The organism is Pseudothermotoga sp. U03pept, from assembly GCF_051235805.1.
GTDB lineage: Bacteria > Thermotogota > Thermotogae > Thermotogales > DSM-5069 > Pseudothermotoga_B.
Map to the genome: position 1 here is coordinate 1 of NZ_JBPNXV010000001.1, position 14,743 is coordinate 14,743.

Sequence of the window (14,743 nt, forward strand, 5' to 3'; positions counted from 1 at the left end):
TCGCCCTCTCTACTACATTCACCGTCTCGTTCGTCGCTACACTCGCCTGCTGTGCCCCTTGTTGTATCTGATTCAAGATCTGTCCTATCTTGTCTGTAGCTTTCTTACTCTCCTCTGCAAGTTTTCTTATCTCATCTGCTACCACCGCAAAGCCTCTTCCTGCTTCCCCTGCTCGTGCTGCCTCTATCGCTGCGTTCAATGCCAATAGATTTGTTTGCTCTGCTATAGAGTTTATCGTTTGTACTATCTCTCCTATGTTCTTTGCCCTTTCACTCAGTTGACTGACTGCTTTCTCTGTCTGTGTGGCTTTCTCTTTTGTCTGTGTGATTATCTGAGCTATCAACTGTACTGCTTTTTCTCCTTCTTTTGCTGCACTATTCACCTGCGAGGCTTTCTCTGTCAATTCTTGTGCTGATTTAGATACATTCTGTGCACTTGCTGCAACTTCTTGTATGCCGCTTGTTACCTCTTGTATCGATGCAGATGCGTTCTGTGCTGATTTGTTCACTTCTTCCATCTGTGAGGATAACTCTTCTGATGTGGCACTCACTTCTTCTGCTGTCGAAGCAAGGTTCTCTGCAGAAGCATGTATCTGGTTTGAACCTTCTGTTATTGCCTTCATTGACTCTTTCAATGACTCAGCCATCTGTTCGAGTGCCTGCGCCATTTGTGCTACTTCATCCTTGCCTTTCGCTTCGAACTTCACAGTCAAATCTCCTTTGCCAAATTCTACTGCTTTATTTGCAAGCACCTTTATTGGCTTGGAGATCGAGGAAGCTACAAAGAATATGAGCAGCGCTGCTATAGCTATCAATCCAATGAAGAGCGACAAGACTATCATAGTCAGTCTGTTCACTTGTGCAAGTACTTGCTCTTCAGGAACACTGACACCAAAGGACCAACCCTTTGCGGTGTTTATTGGTGTATAAAAGACAAGATCTACCTCACCATCTGGTTTGATCACTTTACCAAGTCCACTTTCACCAGCAAGCATCTTTCTTGCCATCTCTTCTAATCCCTTGTAGCCTTCCTTAGAAGCCTCTGTGATTTTCAGCTTCATAACAACTTCCTTGTTTGGATGTGCAAGGATCAAACCAGTTGAATCGACGACCCAACCGTAACCTGCTTTACCTATCTTGATCTCTGATGCGACCTTGCTTATAGTGTCAAGTAACACAGTCGCAGCAAAAAGACCAATTGTCTTGTTGTTTTCATCCTTTACCGCAGCCGCAACGACAAAGACGTTCTTTCCCGTTGCCCTGGACACCAATGCATCACTTATTGCAACGTCCTGTCCTTGTTTCATGATTTTGATAAAGTAATCTCTGTCTGAAACTTGCGCAACATTGCCCAAGGTAGTTGGAGCAGAACCATCTGGATAGGCTATGAAAGCCATCTCGATGTAAGGTTTGTTCTTCAAACGTGGTGGTAGGTAGTTTTTCATCAGATCGTCCCAGTTGCCGGTTTTTAGTGCGTTCATGACTGCGTTCGTACCAGCAAGCCATTCAACTTCTTTAACGATTCCATTGAGCCATTCATCGATAATGTCTGATGCCTTACCTGATACTTCCAGTGCCATTTCCTCAACATTTGAGCTGAAGGATGTCTTGACCTGAAGAAAAGTTAACAGCGCCACAACAGCAACGATTGCCACAACTGGCACTAAGATCAGTACCAGCATCTTTCCTCTCAAGCTCTTCACAAAAACCTCCTCCTTACAAAGGATTATATAACTACTGAACACTTGTGTGACAAAGGAATATTTTAGAAAAAAAGCCTACTTGGTGATACTAATCTATTAGATTTTCGTCAGCATTGCAATAAACTGTAGTAATTGTAAAATTCACAGAGGTCTGCAGACTGATACGTTCGTTTTTTGACATGTCAACTTTTGGAACTAAATAATGTATTTTTACAGCAGACGGATGCGTAGAGCTGTTTACCTTAGCTAACTGATGACTTTGTTTATCGACTCATATGGTCTACTTATATGATTTGTTTGATATAAAATAAAAGTGAGGTGATAGAATGAAGATGCTGCTGATTTTGGTGTTGTTGGTATCGGTGAGTGTTTTTTCTTTCAATGTACTTGTTCCGGCTGGTCCAACTGTAGTCAGTGTAGTTGGATTGCTTGAAGGAAGAGTCACATCAGAGGTGCCTTTGAAGATCGATTTTTGGAGAACACTCGATCAAGTGAACGCCCAGATAACTGCAAAGTCTGTTGACATAGTGATTCTGCCTGTGTCAATAGGTACAACGTTGTATTTGAAAAACGTAGATTTGAGACTTGCTGCTGTGACGCTTTGGAGTGGTTTCTACGTAGTTACAAAGGATCTACAGCTTGGTTCCTTAGAAGATCTCAATGGCAAAGAGATCTACACTCCACAAGGAAAAGGGCAAACTGGTGACGTTTTGACAAGGTTTTTGATAGGTAGGTACAACTTGTCCAACACATCGATCAAGTATGCGGTTCAAAATGAGATAGTTGCGCTCATGAGTGCGGGAAAGGTAAAGATAGCTGTTCTTCCTGAACCATTTGTCACCCTTGCTGTGAAGAACGCCTCTGCATCTATTGCCTTTGATCTACAAGAGATTTGGTCAAAACTCACCGGCAAACCTGCCCAGCTACCAATAACGGGAGTCTTTGTTAGAGGTGATCTGCTCGAGAAATCAGAACAGCTGTTATTTGCACTTGAAGCACTGAAAAGATCAATTGATTACGCAATGCAAAATAAAAGAGAGGTCTCTGAACTTTCTGCAAAGTATTTGGGTGGCATGAACCCTGCTGTCATAGAACAGGCGCTGGAAAGAACGATTTATAGGTACAACTCTGCCAAAGAAAAGAAAGAAGAGATCATCTTCTATCTGAGTGTTGTCAATCAAATAGAACCAGAGGCTGTGCCCAGAGTGCCAGATGACGACTTTTTCGCGTTTTAAGTGGTTTTTACTCGGCACTGTTTTTCTGATAGCTGTTTGGTATATTGCTTCATTGTTTGTCGGGAGTTCTTTGATCTTTCCTGCTCCACATTCTGTACTTGTGCAGATCTTTGAACTTGCAAGTTCTGGAAAATTGTTTCTTTATCTATGGCAAACCTTTTACAAAGCCTTCTTGGGATTGTTTCTCGCATTGCTGATTGGTTTGGTGCTTGGTTTTCTAATAGGTGTGTTTAGGAGTTTTTATGAGCTCTTTCGACCACTGTTGATGGTCATTAGATCTGTACCGATCGTTTCGTGGTTGAGTACTGTGATACTCCTATGGGGTATAGGTTCAAAGAGTGTGATTTTCATCGTGTTCATTACTCTTCTTCCCTTAGCCATCTTCAACATCGCTGAAGGAGTACGAACGGTGGATATCAGATTGCTTGAGATGGCAAAGGTCTATTCTGTGAAAAAGAAAAAGGTTTTCGTGAAGATCTATCTTGGTTCGCTTCTACCTTTCTTGCTCAGTACGATCAACCTCAGCATTGGTGGAATGTGGAAGGCTGCTATTGTTTCTGAGTATTTGATCGGAGACAATGGACTTGGATTACAGATCTTTCAGTCAAAGTTTTATGTAGATACCCCCAAGGTATTTGCCTTTACCCTGAGTGCGGTTGTCTTTGGACTTGTGCTTGAGCTCATATTTTCTTCAATCTGGGAGAGATATTTTGGTGAAAAAAGTTCTTGAGTTAACCAACGTGTGCAAAGATTTTGGAAAGCTGAAGGTACTCAAAGACATAACTTTAACTGTCTGTGAAGGAGAGTCTGTTGCAATAGTTGGTAAGTCGGGTTGCGGAAAGACAACTCTTTTGCGAATCATCGCATCTCTTGAAAGTCCAAGTTGTGGAGAGGTGAAAAGAGAATTTCAGAGAATCGGTTATGTTTTTCAAGAAGATCGATTGATACCTTGGTGTACGGCATATGAAAATCTGTTCTTTGTGTGTGAGGAAGATGAGAAGATACTTGACGTCTTAAGGCTCGTTGGTCTTGAGAGTTTCAAAGATTACAAGCCAAGAAAGCTGAGCGGTGGCATGAGGCAGAGGCTGAATTTGGCGCGGGCTATAGTAACGAATCCTGGTTTGATTCTTTTCGATGAACCGTTTCAGAGCTTGGATCTTGTGACAAAGTCAAAGTTGATCGACGATCTACGAGTGATACTGAAAAAGGTTGGTACGACATACATATTGGTCACTCACGACATAAGAGAAGCAGCTTGTCTATCTCAAAGGATATATGTCCTTGCCGGTCAGCCAGCGACGATAGTCGAACGAATTGATCTTGACAGAGAAATCGGCGATCTGTTCGATCCCGAGCTTCTGCACGTAGAACAAAGAATTCTCTCACTGGAGAGAGAAAACGATCGTTGACTCAACTTCTGTTTAGAAAAGATTCCCAGATAGCTTTCTGCGTGTATATTTCGATGATTCAGAGTCCACCTGTGATCCAACAATGAAGAGCTTTGTTCTGCAAAGGTGTTATCATTTGATAGGACGATTCTACCAAGGGGTAAGGTTTTCGATCTAACTGATCGTTGAAGGAGGGGTTAAGATGTGGATGGTGATCTCTGACACTCACGACAATCTCTTAAAGATAAGACATTTCATTGAAGAGGCAATTAGAAGAGGTGTCACCCATGTGTTTCATTGTGGGGATATCGTTTCGCCATTTGCGCTGAGTGAGATTATGAACGATGGCTTCGATCTGCATGGTGTCTTTGGCAACAACGACGGAGAGATCATTCTGCTCAATCAAAAGTCCTCTGGAAGGATCAGAAAAGGACCACTCGAACTCTTGATCGATGGTTACAGAATACTTTTGATGCACGAACCTTCTGCCCTCGATGCGTTGCTGGAATCGAATTACTACGACTTTATTTTTTATGGACATACACACAGAGTAGACATGAGAAGAACCGAAAAAACGGTCTTGATAAACCCAGGTGATGCGAGTGGCTATCTTGCCAAGGAGGCAACGGTCGTCTTTGTAAACCCGCAGACCAAAGAAGTAGAGCTTTATCGAGCCTGAAAGATGTATTATCTGGAAAGTCATTTATTTCTGGACCTTCGAAGTGTATATTACATTTGAATTGCTTTGATTTGTGCATTCGGATAACACACCCAACTATTGCAACATATGTGTAATATAAAAGTGGACAAGCCGTTTCTTATGTGCACTGTTTTTAATTGATTTTCCCTGGTTTATGGTTTAACATTCAGAGAGGTGTTTGCTGTGTTTGAGAATCTTCAGGAGAAGTTAGGCAAAATATTCAAATCAATAACTGGTCAGGGAAGATTGACCGAAAAGAATATCAGCGAAGCAGTCAGGCAGGTTAAACTGTCTCTGCTCGAAGCTGATGTGAACTTCAAAGTTGTAAAAGAATTCATAGATTCCGTGAAAGAAAAGGCACTCGGTGAAGAAGTGCTGAAAAGTTTCACTCCTGATCAGCAGTTCATCAAGATCGTTCGTGATGAGCTGATAAACATAATGGGGAACTCTGCTGTGCCTTTGAATTTGAAGCACCATCCCTCTGTTGTGATGCTCGTGGGTCTTCAGGGAAGTGGAAAGACTACCACAGCCGCAAAACTTGCAAACCATCTGAGAAGATCTGGTAGGAATGTCCTGCTCGTTGCTGCTGATACATACAGACCTGCAGCGATAGACCAACTTGAAAAGCTCGGCAGATCCATTCAAGTGAATGTTTTCGTAGGAGACAGAAAGGATCCTGTGAAGATAGTGAAAGAAGCTCTCCAACATGCCAAGAACTCACAGTACAACGTGATCATTCTCGACACAGCCGGCAGACTCCATATAGACGATGAGATGATGAGAGAGCTGGAGCAAGTTAGAGAACTGTCACAGCCAGATGAGATTCTCATGGTCGTCGATGCGATGGTTGGACAAGATGCGGTTAATTCTGCAGCGGAGTTCAACAGAAGACTTGAGCTCACTGGTTTCATCGTAACCAAAATGGATGGAGATGCGCGTGGTGGTGTGATTCTTTCAATCAGTCATGTCACGGGAAAACCTGTGAAATTCGTTGGTGTTGGAGAAAAGATAGATGCATTTGAACAGTTTCACCCAGATAGAGTTGCAGCGAGAATTCTCGGTATGGGTGATGTACTGACTTTGATCGAAAAAGCAGAGAAAGAACTCGATGCGCAGAAGATGGAAAAAATGGGGAAGAAGATGTTACAAGCCGAGTTCACGCTCGAAGATTTTCAAGAGCAACTCAAAGAGATGAAAAAGCTTGGTCCTCTCTCATCGCTGATGGAGATGTTGCCTGGTGCACCAAAAGTGGATCTACAAGCGAGTGAACAACAGTTAAAACGCGTCGAAGCGATAATCAATTCCATGACGCCAGAGGAAAGAAGAAATCCCAGGGTTTTGAACGCGAGCAGAAAGCAAAGGATAGCAAAGGGTAGCGGCACAACGGTTCAAGATGTGAACAAACTCCTCAAATCTTATGAAGAGATGAAAGAGATGATGAAGAGGTTAAAACACGGGAAGCTCAGACTTCCGTTCAAAATATGACAGGAGGTGTAAAGGTGGTAAGGATAAGATTAACTCGCATGGGAAAGAGGCACATGCCTTTCTACAGGATCGTAGTGGTGGACTCAAGGAAAAAACGTGACGGAGCGTACATCGAGTCTATTGGGTATTACAACCCTCTCAAAGAACCTGCACAAATCAATCTAAACGTCGAGAAAGCAACTGAGTGGATTCTAAAAGGAGCGCAGCCGAGTGACACGGTTGCAGATATTCTGAGCAAAGCTGGGGTTCTGAAGAAAGTTCACGAGATCAAATACGCGAAAAAGGAGAAAAGTGATGAAGGAGTTAGTTGAGTACATTCTCAAGGGTATAGTGAAACACCCTGAAGACGTCGTTGTAGTAGAGTTTGATGAAAATGACAGTAAAGTCATCGAGATAGTGGTGAACGAAGAAGACGTAGGTCAAGTAATTGGCAAGGATGGCAGAACGATTAAGTCTCTCAAAGTTTTGCTATCAGCACTTTTGGACAACGAAGATTTCACTCTAAGGGTGATAAGGTGAAAGACTACGTTGTTGTTGGTACAATCGCAAAAACGCACGGCTTATTTGGAGATGTAAGAATTAAACCAACGACAAATGTGCTTGAGATCTTCAAAGAGCTGAAAGAACTTTTCATATACGACAGTTCTCGCAATGAAGTGTACAAAGTTGAGTTAGAGCATATCAAGAGAAGTGGAAAAACATTCCTTGCCAAATTAGTTGGAATTGACGACGAAAGAACTGCAAAACAGATCGTGGGACTTGATTTGGTTGTGAAAGTCGAGAATTTGCCAAGGTTGAATTCACCTGATGAATATTACTACTACGAATTACTCGATTTAGATGTCTATGATCAAAACGGCGATTTTTTGGGCAAGATTTGTGACATCATCACCACAGGTTCCAATGAAGTTATAGTGGTGAAAAACAACGAACAAGAGATCTTGCTGCCGATGATACACGATTACGTGATAGGATTTGAGAGACAAAGGCGTTTGGTTGTCAAGATGCCGGAGTGGATTTAATGAGAATTTTGATAGCGACCATCTTTCCAGAGTTTGTAGCTTCAGTCAGGGAATACGGAGTCATTGGTCAAGCTGTGAAGAACGAGGTACTGCAAATAGAGATTTTGAATTTCAGAGATTTCACAGAAGATAAGCACAGAGTCGTCGACGATTATCCTTACGGTGGAGGTCCTGGTATGGTGATGAAACCAGAGCCATTTTTCAGGGTTTACAATTACTGCAGTGAAAAGTACGGTGGTCTCTTTACAGTCTTGACCTCACCGCAGGGAATAAGATTTGATAACAGCGTTGCGAAAAGTCTTTCACAGAAGGAGAATTTATTGATCTTCTGTGGGAGATATGAGGGCGTTGATGAGCGAGTAAGCAAGATCGTAGATCTTGAGTTATCAATAGGAGACTATGTTCTCAGCGGTGGAGAGCTCGCGGCAATGGTGATCTGTGATGTTGTGAGTAGGTTTGTACCAAAGGTGGTCGAAGAGGAATCTGTGAAGAGAGATTCCTTTTACAGCGATTTACTGGATTATCCTCATTACACACGTCCGGCGGATTTCAACGGTATGAAGGTCCCAGAGATTCTCCTGAGTGGAGATCATGAGAAAATAGAGCTGTATAGGACTGCAGAAAGTCTGAAGAGAACGGCACTACGTAGACCAGATCTTTTCATAAAAAGGCAATTCTCAGAGCAAGAGAAAAAAGCTCTGATTTGGCTTATTAGGGAGTTGAAAGACAATGCTGAGTGATGTACGAGTAGCGTTGATACATTATCCTGTCCTTGGGAAAGATGGTAGAATTGTCTCAAGTGCCGTTACAAATCTCGATGTGCATGATATTGCTAGGACAGCGCGAACTTACAATCTGAAAAAGTATTATGTGGTGACAAATCTTCCTGCGCAACAAGAAGTTGTCAGAACGGTACTCAGATATTGGATCGATAGTTATGGCAGAGAGAGGAATTTCAGTAGAACCCAGGCTCTTGAACTTGTTGAAATAAGATCATACATAGAAGAGGTTCTTGAAAGCATAAAACAGGACACAGGTAAGGAACCATTGAAGTTTTTCACCTCAGCTAGGAAGAGGCAAAATTCTTTGAGTTATCAAGAGGCACGGTCTTTGATTAGAACCACTGATAGACCTGTTCTAATATTTCTTGGTACCAGCTGGGGCTTAGCCAATGAAGTTCTACAGATCTGTGACTATGCGCTGGAGCCAATTCGTGCGGGATCTGATTACAACCATCTTTCGGTTAGGGCGGCAGCAGCGATAATCATCGACAGGCTTATTGGAGAAAAGGAGGGATAAACTATGAGCATGGACAACCTCGTGAGGATAGTTGAAAAAGATCAGTACAAGCAGTTGCCAGAGTTCAGACCAGGTGACACTGTGAGAGTTCATGTCAAAGTCGTCGAAGGTGGTAAAGAGAGAATACAGGTTTTCGAAGGAATAGTGATCAGTATCAGAGGTTCTGGTTTGGGCAAAACCTTTACCGTCAGAAAGATTGCCAGCGGCGGAGTAGGTGTCGAAAGGACATTTCCATATCACGCACCAGTTGTTGAAAAAATCGAAGTGGTGAGAAAATCGTTAGCGCGTCGTGCGAAGTTGTACTACATAAGAGATGTCAAGGGCAAGATCAAACTCAAGGAACGCAAAGAGAAGGAGTCCAAGGAGTAAGATGGCTCCGAAAAGAAGTTTAAAGAAAGAGGCAATAGAGTGGGGAAAAGCCCTGCTCTATGCCATTGTTGCAGCCACGATCATCAGGCTGTTTGTTTTTGAGACGATGCTTGTACCAACTGGTTCGATGATTCCCACGATCAACATTGGCGACAGACTGTTCATTGAGAAGATCACCTATACTGCTCGGGAACCTGAGATAGGCGATATTGTCGTTTTTTGGTCACCTTTCATCGATGAACGCGCCCAGACAATGCTTCGCTGGTTCGACAAATTCATGGATCTTTTCGCCCCGGCAAAGTTCAAAGGACATGTAAAGTATGTCAAGAGACTTGTTGGAAAAGCTGGCGATGTTTTACAGATAAAGCTGGGTGAGGATGGGAATTACCATCTTTTCGTGAACGGTAAGATTCCCGATGGTTTTGAGAAAAGAGTGTATGCACCTGAGGGGATCTTTGAGAATCCCGACCTTTTGAAACTTTTCATCGAGGCAAGTCGCTTGAGAGAAAAGACCACTGAGTACAGGGCGTTTTTGCAAAACCTGGCAAGGCAGAACTCGTACACGGCAAATCTTGTTTTCTCCGTTGTTGGTGGTATGTACCCTGTACCGTTGGGAATACCGTTTGACAAAACCTACGATGAAATCTACAGAGATATAGACTTGTCCAAGTACGTACGCAAAACCTCAAATGGTATAGAAGTAGAAGTACCTCAAGGTTTCTACTTCATGATGGGTGACAACAGCAAAGACAGTTTTGACAGCAGGTACTTTGGATTTGTACCGGTAGATCACCTCATTGGAAGACCCATATTGCGCATATGGCCATTGAAAAATTTCGGACCAGTACAGGGGAGATAGTTTTTCTCCCCTTTTATTTTTGTCAATAGGGGGTATAAAGATGAACAATCTCAACATAGTGGATCATCCACTGATTAAGCACAAACTTACAATAATGAGAAACAAATCAACCGGTCCAAAGGAATTTCGCGAACTTCTTAGAGAAATAACTTTTCTTCTTGCTTACGAAGCAACAAGAAAGATCGAGACACTTCAATTTGAAATTGAAACACCCCTTGAAAAGACCACAGGATATGCGATCGAGGACAAAAAAGTTGTAGTCGTTCCCATACTCCGTGCAGGCCTTGGCATGGTAGACAGTATCTTGGAACTTTTGCCGAATGCCTCTGTTGGTCATATCGGTGTCTACAGAGATCCTCAGACTTTGAGGCCTGTTGAATATTACTGCAAGTTGCCAAATGTGAGAGACGCGACAGCAGTTTTCGTGCTCGATCCAATGCTTGCAACCGGATTTTCTGGTGTACACGCAGTGAAAATACTTAAAGAAAAAGGAGCAGCGAACGTAATTTTTGTTTCCCTCATCGCCGCACCAGAAGGTGTCCGACAGTTCGAGATTCATTGTCCTGATGTTCCCATATACACGGCAGCTCTTGACAGGCAACTGAATGAGCATGGGTACATCTTGCCTGGTTTAGGTGACGCAGGCGATAGATTGTACAGAACAAAATGAGCGGCTAATGCCGCTCTTCTTGTGCTCATTCAGCTAGTTATGATGAGCGAGATAGATTCTCAAAAACTCATGATTCGAAAATAAAGGTGTAGATTTTGAATGGATGAAATTCCAATGGGAAGTCGACAGTTTGTCTTTCTTCTTCGAGAATATTAGCTAACTGCAACGTTTTATCATTCCAGGGAGTTTGCAACAGAAGTCTGCCGGATGTTCCGAGTATCTCTACCAATCTCAACACGATATCTCCATGTTCGTTTTTTCTGAGGCTTGTTAGCTTGAAGTTGTTGGGTGATATCTTTAACAAGCATTGAGGTATTGTCAATCTCCCTCTTGCAACAATAAGCGGTTTGTTCAAATCCTCTGATTCCTTGACCACCGTCTTGATCTCATTGTCGGAGTGGATGTATACAGAATATGTGAACTCGTGAAAGCCCTCATCTGCAAAGAAATCGGGGAATATTCCAGCTTTTATGAGTGATAATCCTACAACATTCTGATCAACTGTGTAACCGTATTTCCCGTCGTTCAAGATTGCCACTCCAAAGTCTGTCTGGGACAGATCAACCCATCTATGTGCAGGGACTTCAAAACGGGCTTGTTCGTGTTTTGAGTTCTTGTGAGTGGGCCTTTCAATGAATCCACCTGAGATATCGAATCTTGCTTTTCTTGTTAAAACGGTGCTTGGAAAATATGCTCTGAGCAAAGCTCTCCTCGTGTGCCAATCGATCTTTGTTTTGATATCCAATCTCTTCGAGTTTTTCACGAGAATATAGTCCTGTGTAATCTTACTTCCTTCAGCTTCGTATTCTACTCTGATAATTTCTCTTACAGGTCCTGACTCGATTCTTGATATTCTGGAAGCCTTTAGTTCAAAGCCTGTTCTTTCTACACCATCTGCTATATCCCAGTTGTCCCAATAATAAGGAATGTTCTTGTGCATTTTTAAAATGTTCCCGTGGTCGTTGAATGCTAATTTCTCTAATTTCTTATCGTATATTTGTATGGTTCCATCTTCTTTCACAGAGATTTTCAGATACTCGTTTTCCATTGAATAGCAGTTACCTTCTTTGGGCTGCTCAGACCAGTCGCTGTTTATTCCGCAAACGTTCAGTTCTATTTTTGAAAGCGGTTCAATCTCACGATCGATAAAGTAAATGTATCTACCATCGAAGGTTTTCTGGGTGAGTACAGATCTTTCATCGAAGGATAGTTTAAGGTTTTCGTTCAAAGAAAAAACACATTTCTTGGGGAATGAAGAAGGATTGAAGATAGAAATCACATTTGCGCTTTTGTCTATAGTCAAATGATCAAGAGCTTCTTCGAAAATCTCTGTGGCTTTTCTCTTTACATATGAAAGTTCTTTTTCAGCATCTTGGTACACTTCTTTGATCGACGAACCAGGTAGAATGTCGTGAAACTCGTTTCTCAAGACGATTTTCCACAGCTCGTCTAATTCAGTCGAATAGTTATCTGTACAAAAGGCAGAAGCGATTTCTGCAAGATAAAGGGCATCTTCTGCCTCTTTGTGGAGTTTTTTTACATTTGACTGAGAGGTATAAGTGCCTCTGTGACACTCAAGATAAAGTTCATCGTCCCAGATTGGAAGATTCTTCTGAAGTTGTAACGACTCGAAATATTTCTCAACACTTTGGATTTCGAGTCTTGGAAGATTCGGAAATTCCTTTAGGATACGATAGTTTTGCAACATCTCTTCGGTAGGACCACCACCACCATCACCGTAGCCAAAAGAAAGAAGTACCCTGTCTGTCAGTTCTTTCTGTCTAAAATTCTTCCAGGTTTTGTATATCGTATCGGGGTCTATCTTGCCATTGTAGCCTTCGTTAGGATTGTTAAAACTGCAGTACAAAACTTCAGAACCATCTATTCCACGCCAGATGCAGAGATCGTAGGGAAATTCATTTGTGTCGTTCCAGTTCAGCTTTGTTGTGACGAAGTACTCAATCCCGGCTTGCCTGAGAATCTGCGGCAGTACCCAGGAAAAGCCGAAAACGTCGGGTAACCAGCAAACTCTGCTTTTCTTTCCGAATTCTCTTTCAAAAAATCTCTGACCATAGTAGAACTGTCTTATCATGGATTCAACATTCGGAATGTTGCAATCCGATTCTACCCACATGCCACCCGCTGGTTCCCATTTGTTCTGTCTTACAAGCTCTTTAACACTCTCGAATAGTTCAGGATATTTCTCTTTCAAATCACAGTATATCTGGGCAGAAGACTGCGAGAAGACAAATTCCGGGAACATTCTTGACAGCGCAACTGCGTTTGCCACCGTTCTGGCGATTTTCCTTTTAGTTTCTTCTACTGGCCACAACCAGGCATAGTCTATGTGTGAATGTCCGGTGAGGTGAACTGTTCCGGCAGGTGGATATTCTTTTTTAAGTTCTTCAAGCTTGCTTTTGAAGGTTTTATATCCTTTGATCAATTCTTCTTTCAGTTCTTCTTGTAGTTTGATTCCTGTGAAATCTTCGAATTTCGGTGCATTCCAGACGCTCTCTATTTCTCCCTTAATTCCTATGTCTTGCTGGGCAGTTCTCAGGTATGTTCTTGTATCTCTTGGTACCCACAGACCCGAAAGAAATTCATCACAGATATCGAAGATCTTTCTTGATACGTGTCCTTCAAGGATATTTGCCGTTCTGAGGGCAATTTCCGCTGTTTTCAGTATTTCTGAGATTTCTTCGTCCACAATGAGTAAAAAGGCTTCTGTGAAAAGTGGTTCTTGTGGTTTACCGAATAAACCTCTTGGCATCACTTGTGCTTCCACACGATGGATTTTTTCATCACGAAGGTTTGTAATGTTGATCAATTTGTGATGTTCGTTTATTTCACCATATAATTTCCCATCTACTAATATGAGACTTTCTCCACCAAACCACAGTCTCAAGTAAACTTTCTGTCCTTTCTGAGGTGAGATAGGTTCCAAATCTCTTGCAAACCAGACTGGCGCTTTTTCGAAGTCCCATCTGAATGGAAAATCGACCTTTCGCTCGTATTCAGTTGGTTTTTCCTCAAGTGGACCATTGGTGAAATCCCAGGAATTGAGCGGTCTTTGTTCCACAATTGTGTAAGGAAGAATTTCTGAAATATTCTTGAGAAGTCTGTAGAAAAGTTTCTCACCCACGATAAGTTCCTCCCTGCTGTTTTGGAATTTTCTATCCTTTTAACCCAGTAAACTTTATACTTTCCAACAGATGTTTCTGTGTGAAAACGAAGAAAATCAGAGTAGGGACGACGGCTATAGTTGCAGCGGCCATCATTTGATTCCAGAGCGTTCCATATCTATCCAGAAACTGGGGCAATCCAAGAGCTAATGGATATTTCTTCTCATCTGTAAGATATATCAGAGGTCCAAGATAATCGTTCCACGAGGCTATGAACTGGAAAAGCCCAACTATTACGAGAGTGGGTTTAATCAGCGGAAGTGCTATCTTGAAATATGTTTGAAATTCTGAAGCACCGTCTATCTTAGCAGCCTCGAATAAGTCACGCGGAAGCGTGAGAAAGAACTGACGGATGAGAAAGATGTAAAACGGGTGTCCGAAAAAAGACGGAAGAATTAGAGGCCAGAAAGTATTGACCATATTTAGCCTACTGAAGATCAAAAAGGTTGGTATCAACGTGACAGCACTTGGCAGCATGATGGTTGCTAGAATGGCATAGAAAACTATTTCCCGACCCCGCCATTTGAGAACTGACAATCCATATGCAACCAGTGGGCAAGAAATCAGAGCACCTAAGACAGCACCTCCTGCTATCATCAAACTGTTTCTGAAGTATACAAAGAATGGGAACCTGTGCACAGCTTTCGAATAGTTGGTAAATTCAACAACTGATGGAATCAGTTTCGGAGGGAATTCATACAGTTCATAGTTCGGTTTCAGAGAAGTGGAAATCATCCAGAAGAAAGGTGCCATATAGATTATGGTGACCAAAATTAGGAATATCACATGTAAGAGAGTTCTCACGTCTGCTCCTCTTTTCATCGAAGTCCCC

Annotated in this window: 16 protein-coding genes; 13 read left to right on the plus strand and 3 right to left on the minus strand. The window is 42.3% G+C overall.

Going from position 1 to position 14,743, the window contains the following annotated elements:
- Window positions 1-1,702 (minus strand): methyl-accepting chemotaxis protein (locus ACSFC1_RS00005; protein WP_435564093.1); only part of this gene is annotated, 1,702 nt, incomplete at its 3' end.
- 326 nt (window positions 1,703-2,028) lie between these two features.
- Here ACSFC1_RS00005 and ACSFC1_RS00010 point away from each other — a divergent pair.
- From ACSFC1_RS00010 to upp, 13 genes are all read left to right on the plus strand, one after another.
- Window positions 2,029-2,937 carry an ABC transporter substrate-binding protein gene (locus ACSFC1_RS00010; protein WP_435564094.1) on the plus strand — a complete coding sequence of 303 codons (909 nt, stop codon included), beginning with the start codon at window positions 2,029-2,031 and terminating at the stop codon, window positions 2,935-2,937.
- Window positions 2,915-3,667, plus strand: coding sequence for an ABC transporter permease (locus ACSFC1_RS00015; protein ID WP_435564095.1), 753 nt, complete (start codon window positions 2,915-2,917; stop codon window positions 3,665-3,667). The genes ACSFC1_RS00010 and ACSFC1_RS00015 overlap by 23 nt, the downstream gene beginning before the upstream one ends.
- Window positions 3,651-4,346: an ABC transporter ATP-binding protein gene (locus ACSFC1_RS00020; RefSeq protein WP_435564096.1), complete on the plus strand. Its 696-nt coding sequence runs from the start codon at window positions 3,651-3,653 to the stop codon at window positions 4,344-4,346. Before ACSFC1_RS00015 ends, ACSFC1_RS00020 begins: the two co-directional genes overlap by 17 nt.
- 181 nt (window positions 4,347-4,527) lie before the next feature.
- Window positions 4,528-5,004 (plus strand): metallophosphoesterase, encoded by a 477-nt coding sequence (locus ACSFC1_RS00025; protein ID WP_435564097.1) that lies wholly within the window; start codon window positions 4,528-4,530, stop codon window positions 5,002-5,004.
- Between the two features lie 204 nt (window positions 5,005-5,208).
- Window positions 5,209-6,510, plus strand: a complete 1,302-nt coding sequence (ffh, locus tag ACSFC1_RS00030) for a signal recognition particle protein (protein WP_435564098.1) — start codon at window positions 5,209-5,211, stop codon at window positions 6,508-6,510.
- 14 nt (window positions 6,511-6,524) lie between these two features.
- Window positions 6,525-6,821 (plus strand): 30S ribosomal protein S16, encoded by a 297-nt coding sequence (gene rpsP / locus ACSFC1_RS00035; RefSeq protein ID WP_435564099.1) that lies wholly within the window; start codon window positions 6,525-6,527, stop codon window positions 6,819-6,821.
- Window positions 6,805-7,029, plus strand: coding sequence for a KH domain-containing protein (locus ACSFC1_RS00040; RefSeq protein WP_435564100.1), 225 nt, complete (start codon window positions 6,805-6,807; stop codon window positions 7,027-7,029). The genes rpsP and ACSFC1_RS00040 overlap by 17 nt, the downstream gene beginning before the upstream one ends.
- Entirely contained in the window at window positions 7,026-7,532 is a 507-nt protein-coding gene (rimM, locus tag ACSFC1_RS00045) for a ribosome maturation factor RimM (protein ID WP_435564101.1), read from the plus strand. The genes ACSFC1_RS00040 and rimM overlap by 4 nt, the downstream gene beginning before the upstream one ends.
- The gene (gene trmD / locus ACSFC1_RS00050) at window positions 7,532-8,272 is read left to right on the plus strand and encodes a tRNA (guanosine(37)-N1)-methyltransferase TrmD (protein ID WP_435564102.1); all 741 of its coding nucleotides are present in this window, start codon (window positions 7,532-7,534) and stop codon (window positions 8,270-8,272) included. The genes rimM and trmD overlap by 1 nt, the downstream gene beginning before the upstream one ends.
- Window positions 8,262-8,831, plus strand: coding sequence for an RNA methyltransferase (locus tag ACSFC1_RS00055; RefSeq protein WP_435564103.1), 570 nt, complete (start codon window positions 8,262-8,264; stop codon window positions 8,829-8,831). The genes trmD and ACSFC1_RS00055 overlap by 11 nt, the downstream gene beginning before the upstream one ends.
- A 9-nt stretch (window positions 8,832-8,840) precedes the next feature.
- Window positions 8,841-9,200: a 50S ribosomal protein L19 gene (gene rplS / locus ACSFC1_RS00060; RefSeq protein ID WP_435565949.1), complete on the plus strand. Its 360-nt coding sequence runs from the start codon at window positions 8,841-8,843 to the stop codon at window positions 9,198-9,200.
- A gap of 1 nt (window position 9,201) precedes the next feature.
- Window positions 9,202-10,059, plus strand: a complete 858-nt coding sequence (gene lepB / locus ACSFC1_RS00065) for a signal peptidase I (protein WP_435564104.1) — start codon at window positions 9,202-9,204, stop codon at window positions 10,057-10,059.
- 40 nt (window positions 10,060-10,099) lie between these two features.
- Entirely contained in the window at window positions 10,100-10,729 is a 630-nt protein-coding gene (gene upp, locus ACSFC1_RS00070) for a uracil phosphoribosyltransferase (protein WP_435564105.1), read from the plus strand.
- Window positions 10,730-10,796: 67 nt separating this feature from the next.
- Here upp and ACSFC1_RS00075 read toward each other — a convergent pair whose 3' ends face one another.
- Window positions 10,797-13,871: an alpha-mannosidase gene (locus ACSFC1_RS00075; protein ID WP_435564106.1), complete on the minus strand. Its 3,075-nt coding sequence runs from the start codon at window positions 13,869-13,871 to the stop codon at window positions 10,797-10,799.
- A gap of 31 nt (window positions 13,872-13,902) precedes the next feature.
- Window positions 13,903-14,733, minus strand: a complete 831-nt coding sequence (locus ACSFC1_RS00080; RefSeq protein WP_435564107.1) for a carbohydrate ABC transporter permease — start codon at window positions 14,731-14,733, stop codon at window positions 13,903-13,905.
- Window positions 14,734-14,743 lie beyond the last annotated feature (10 nt).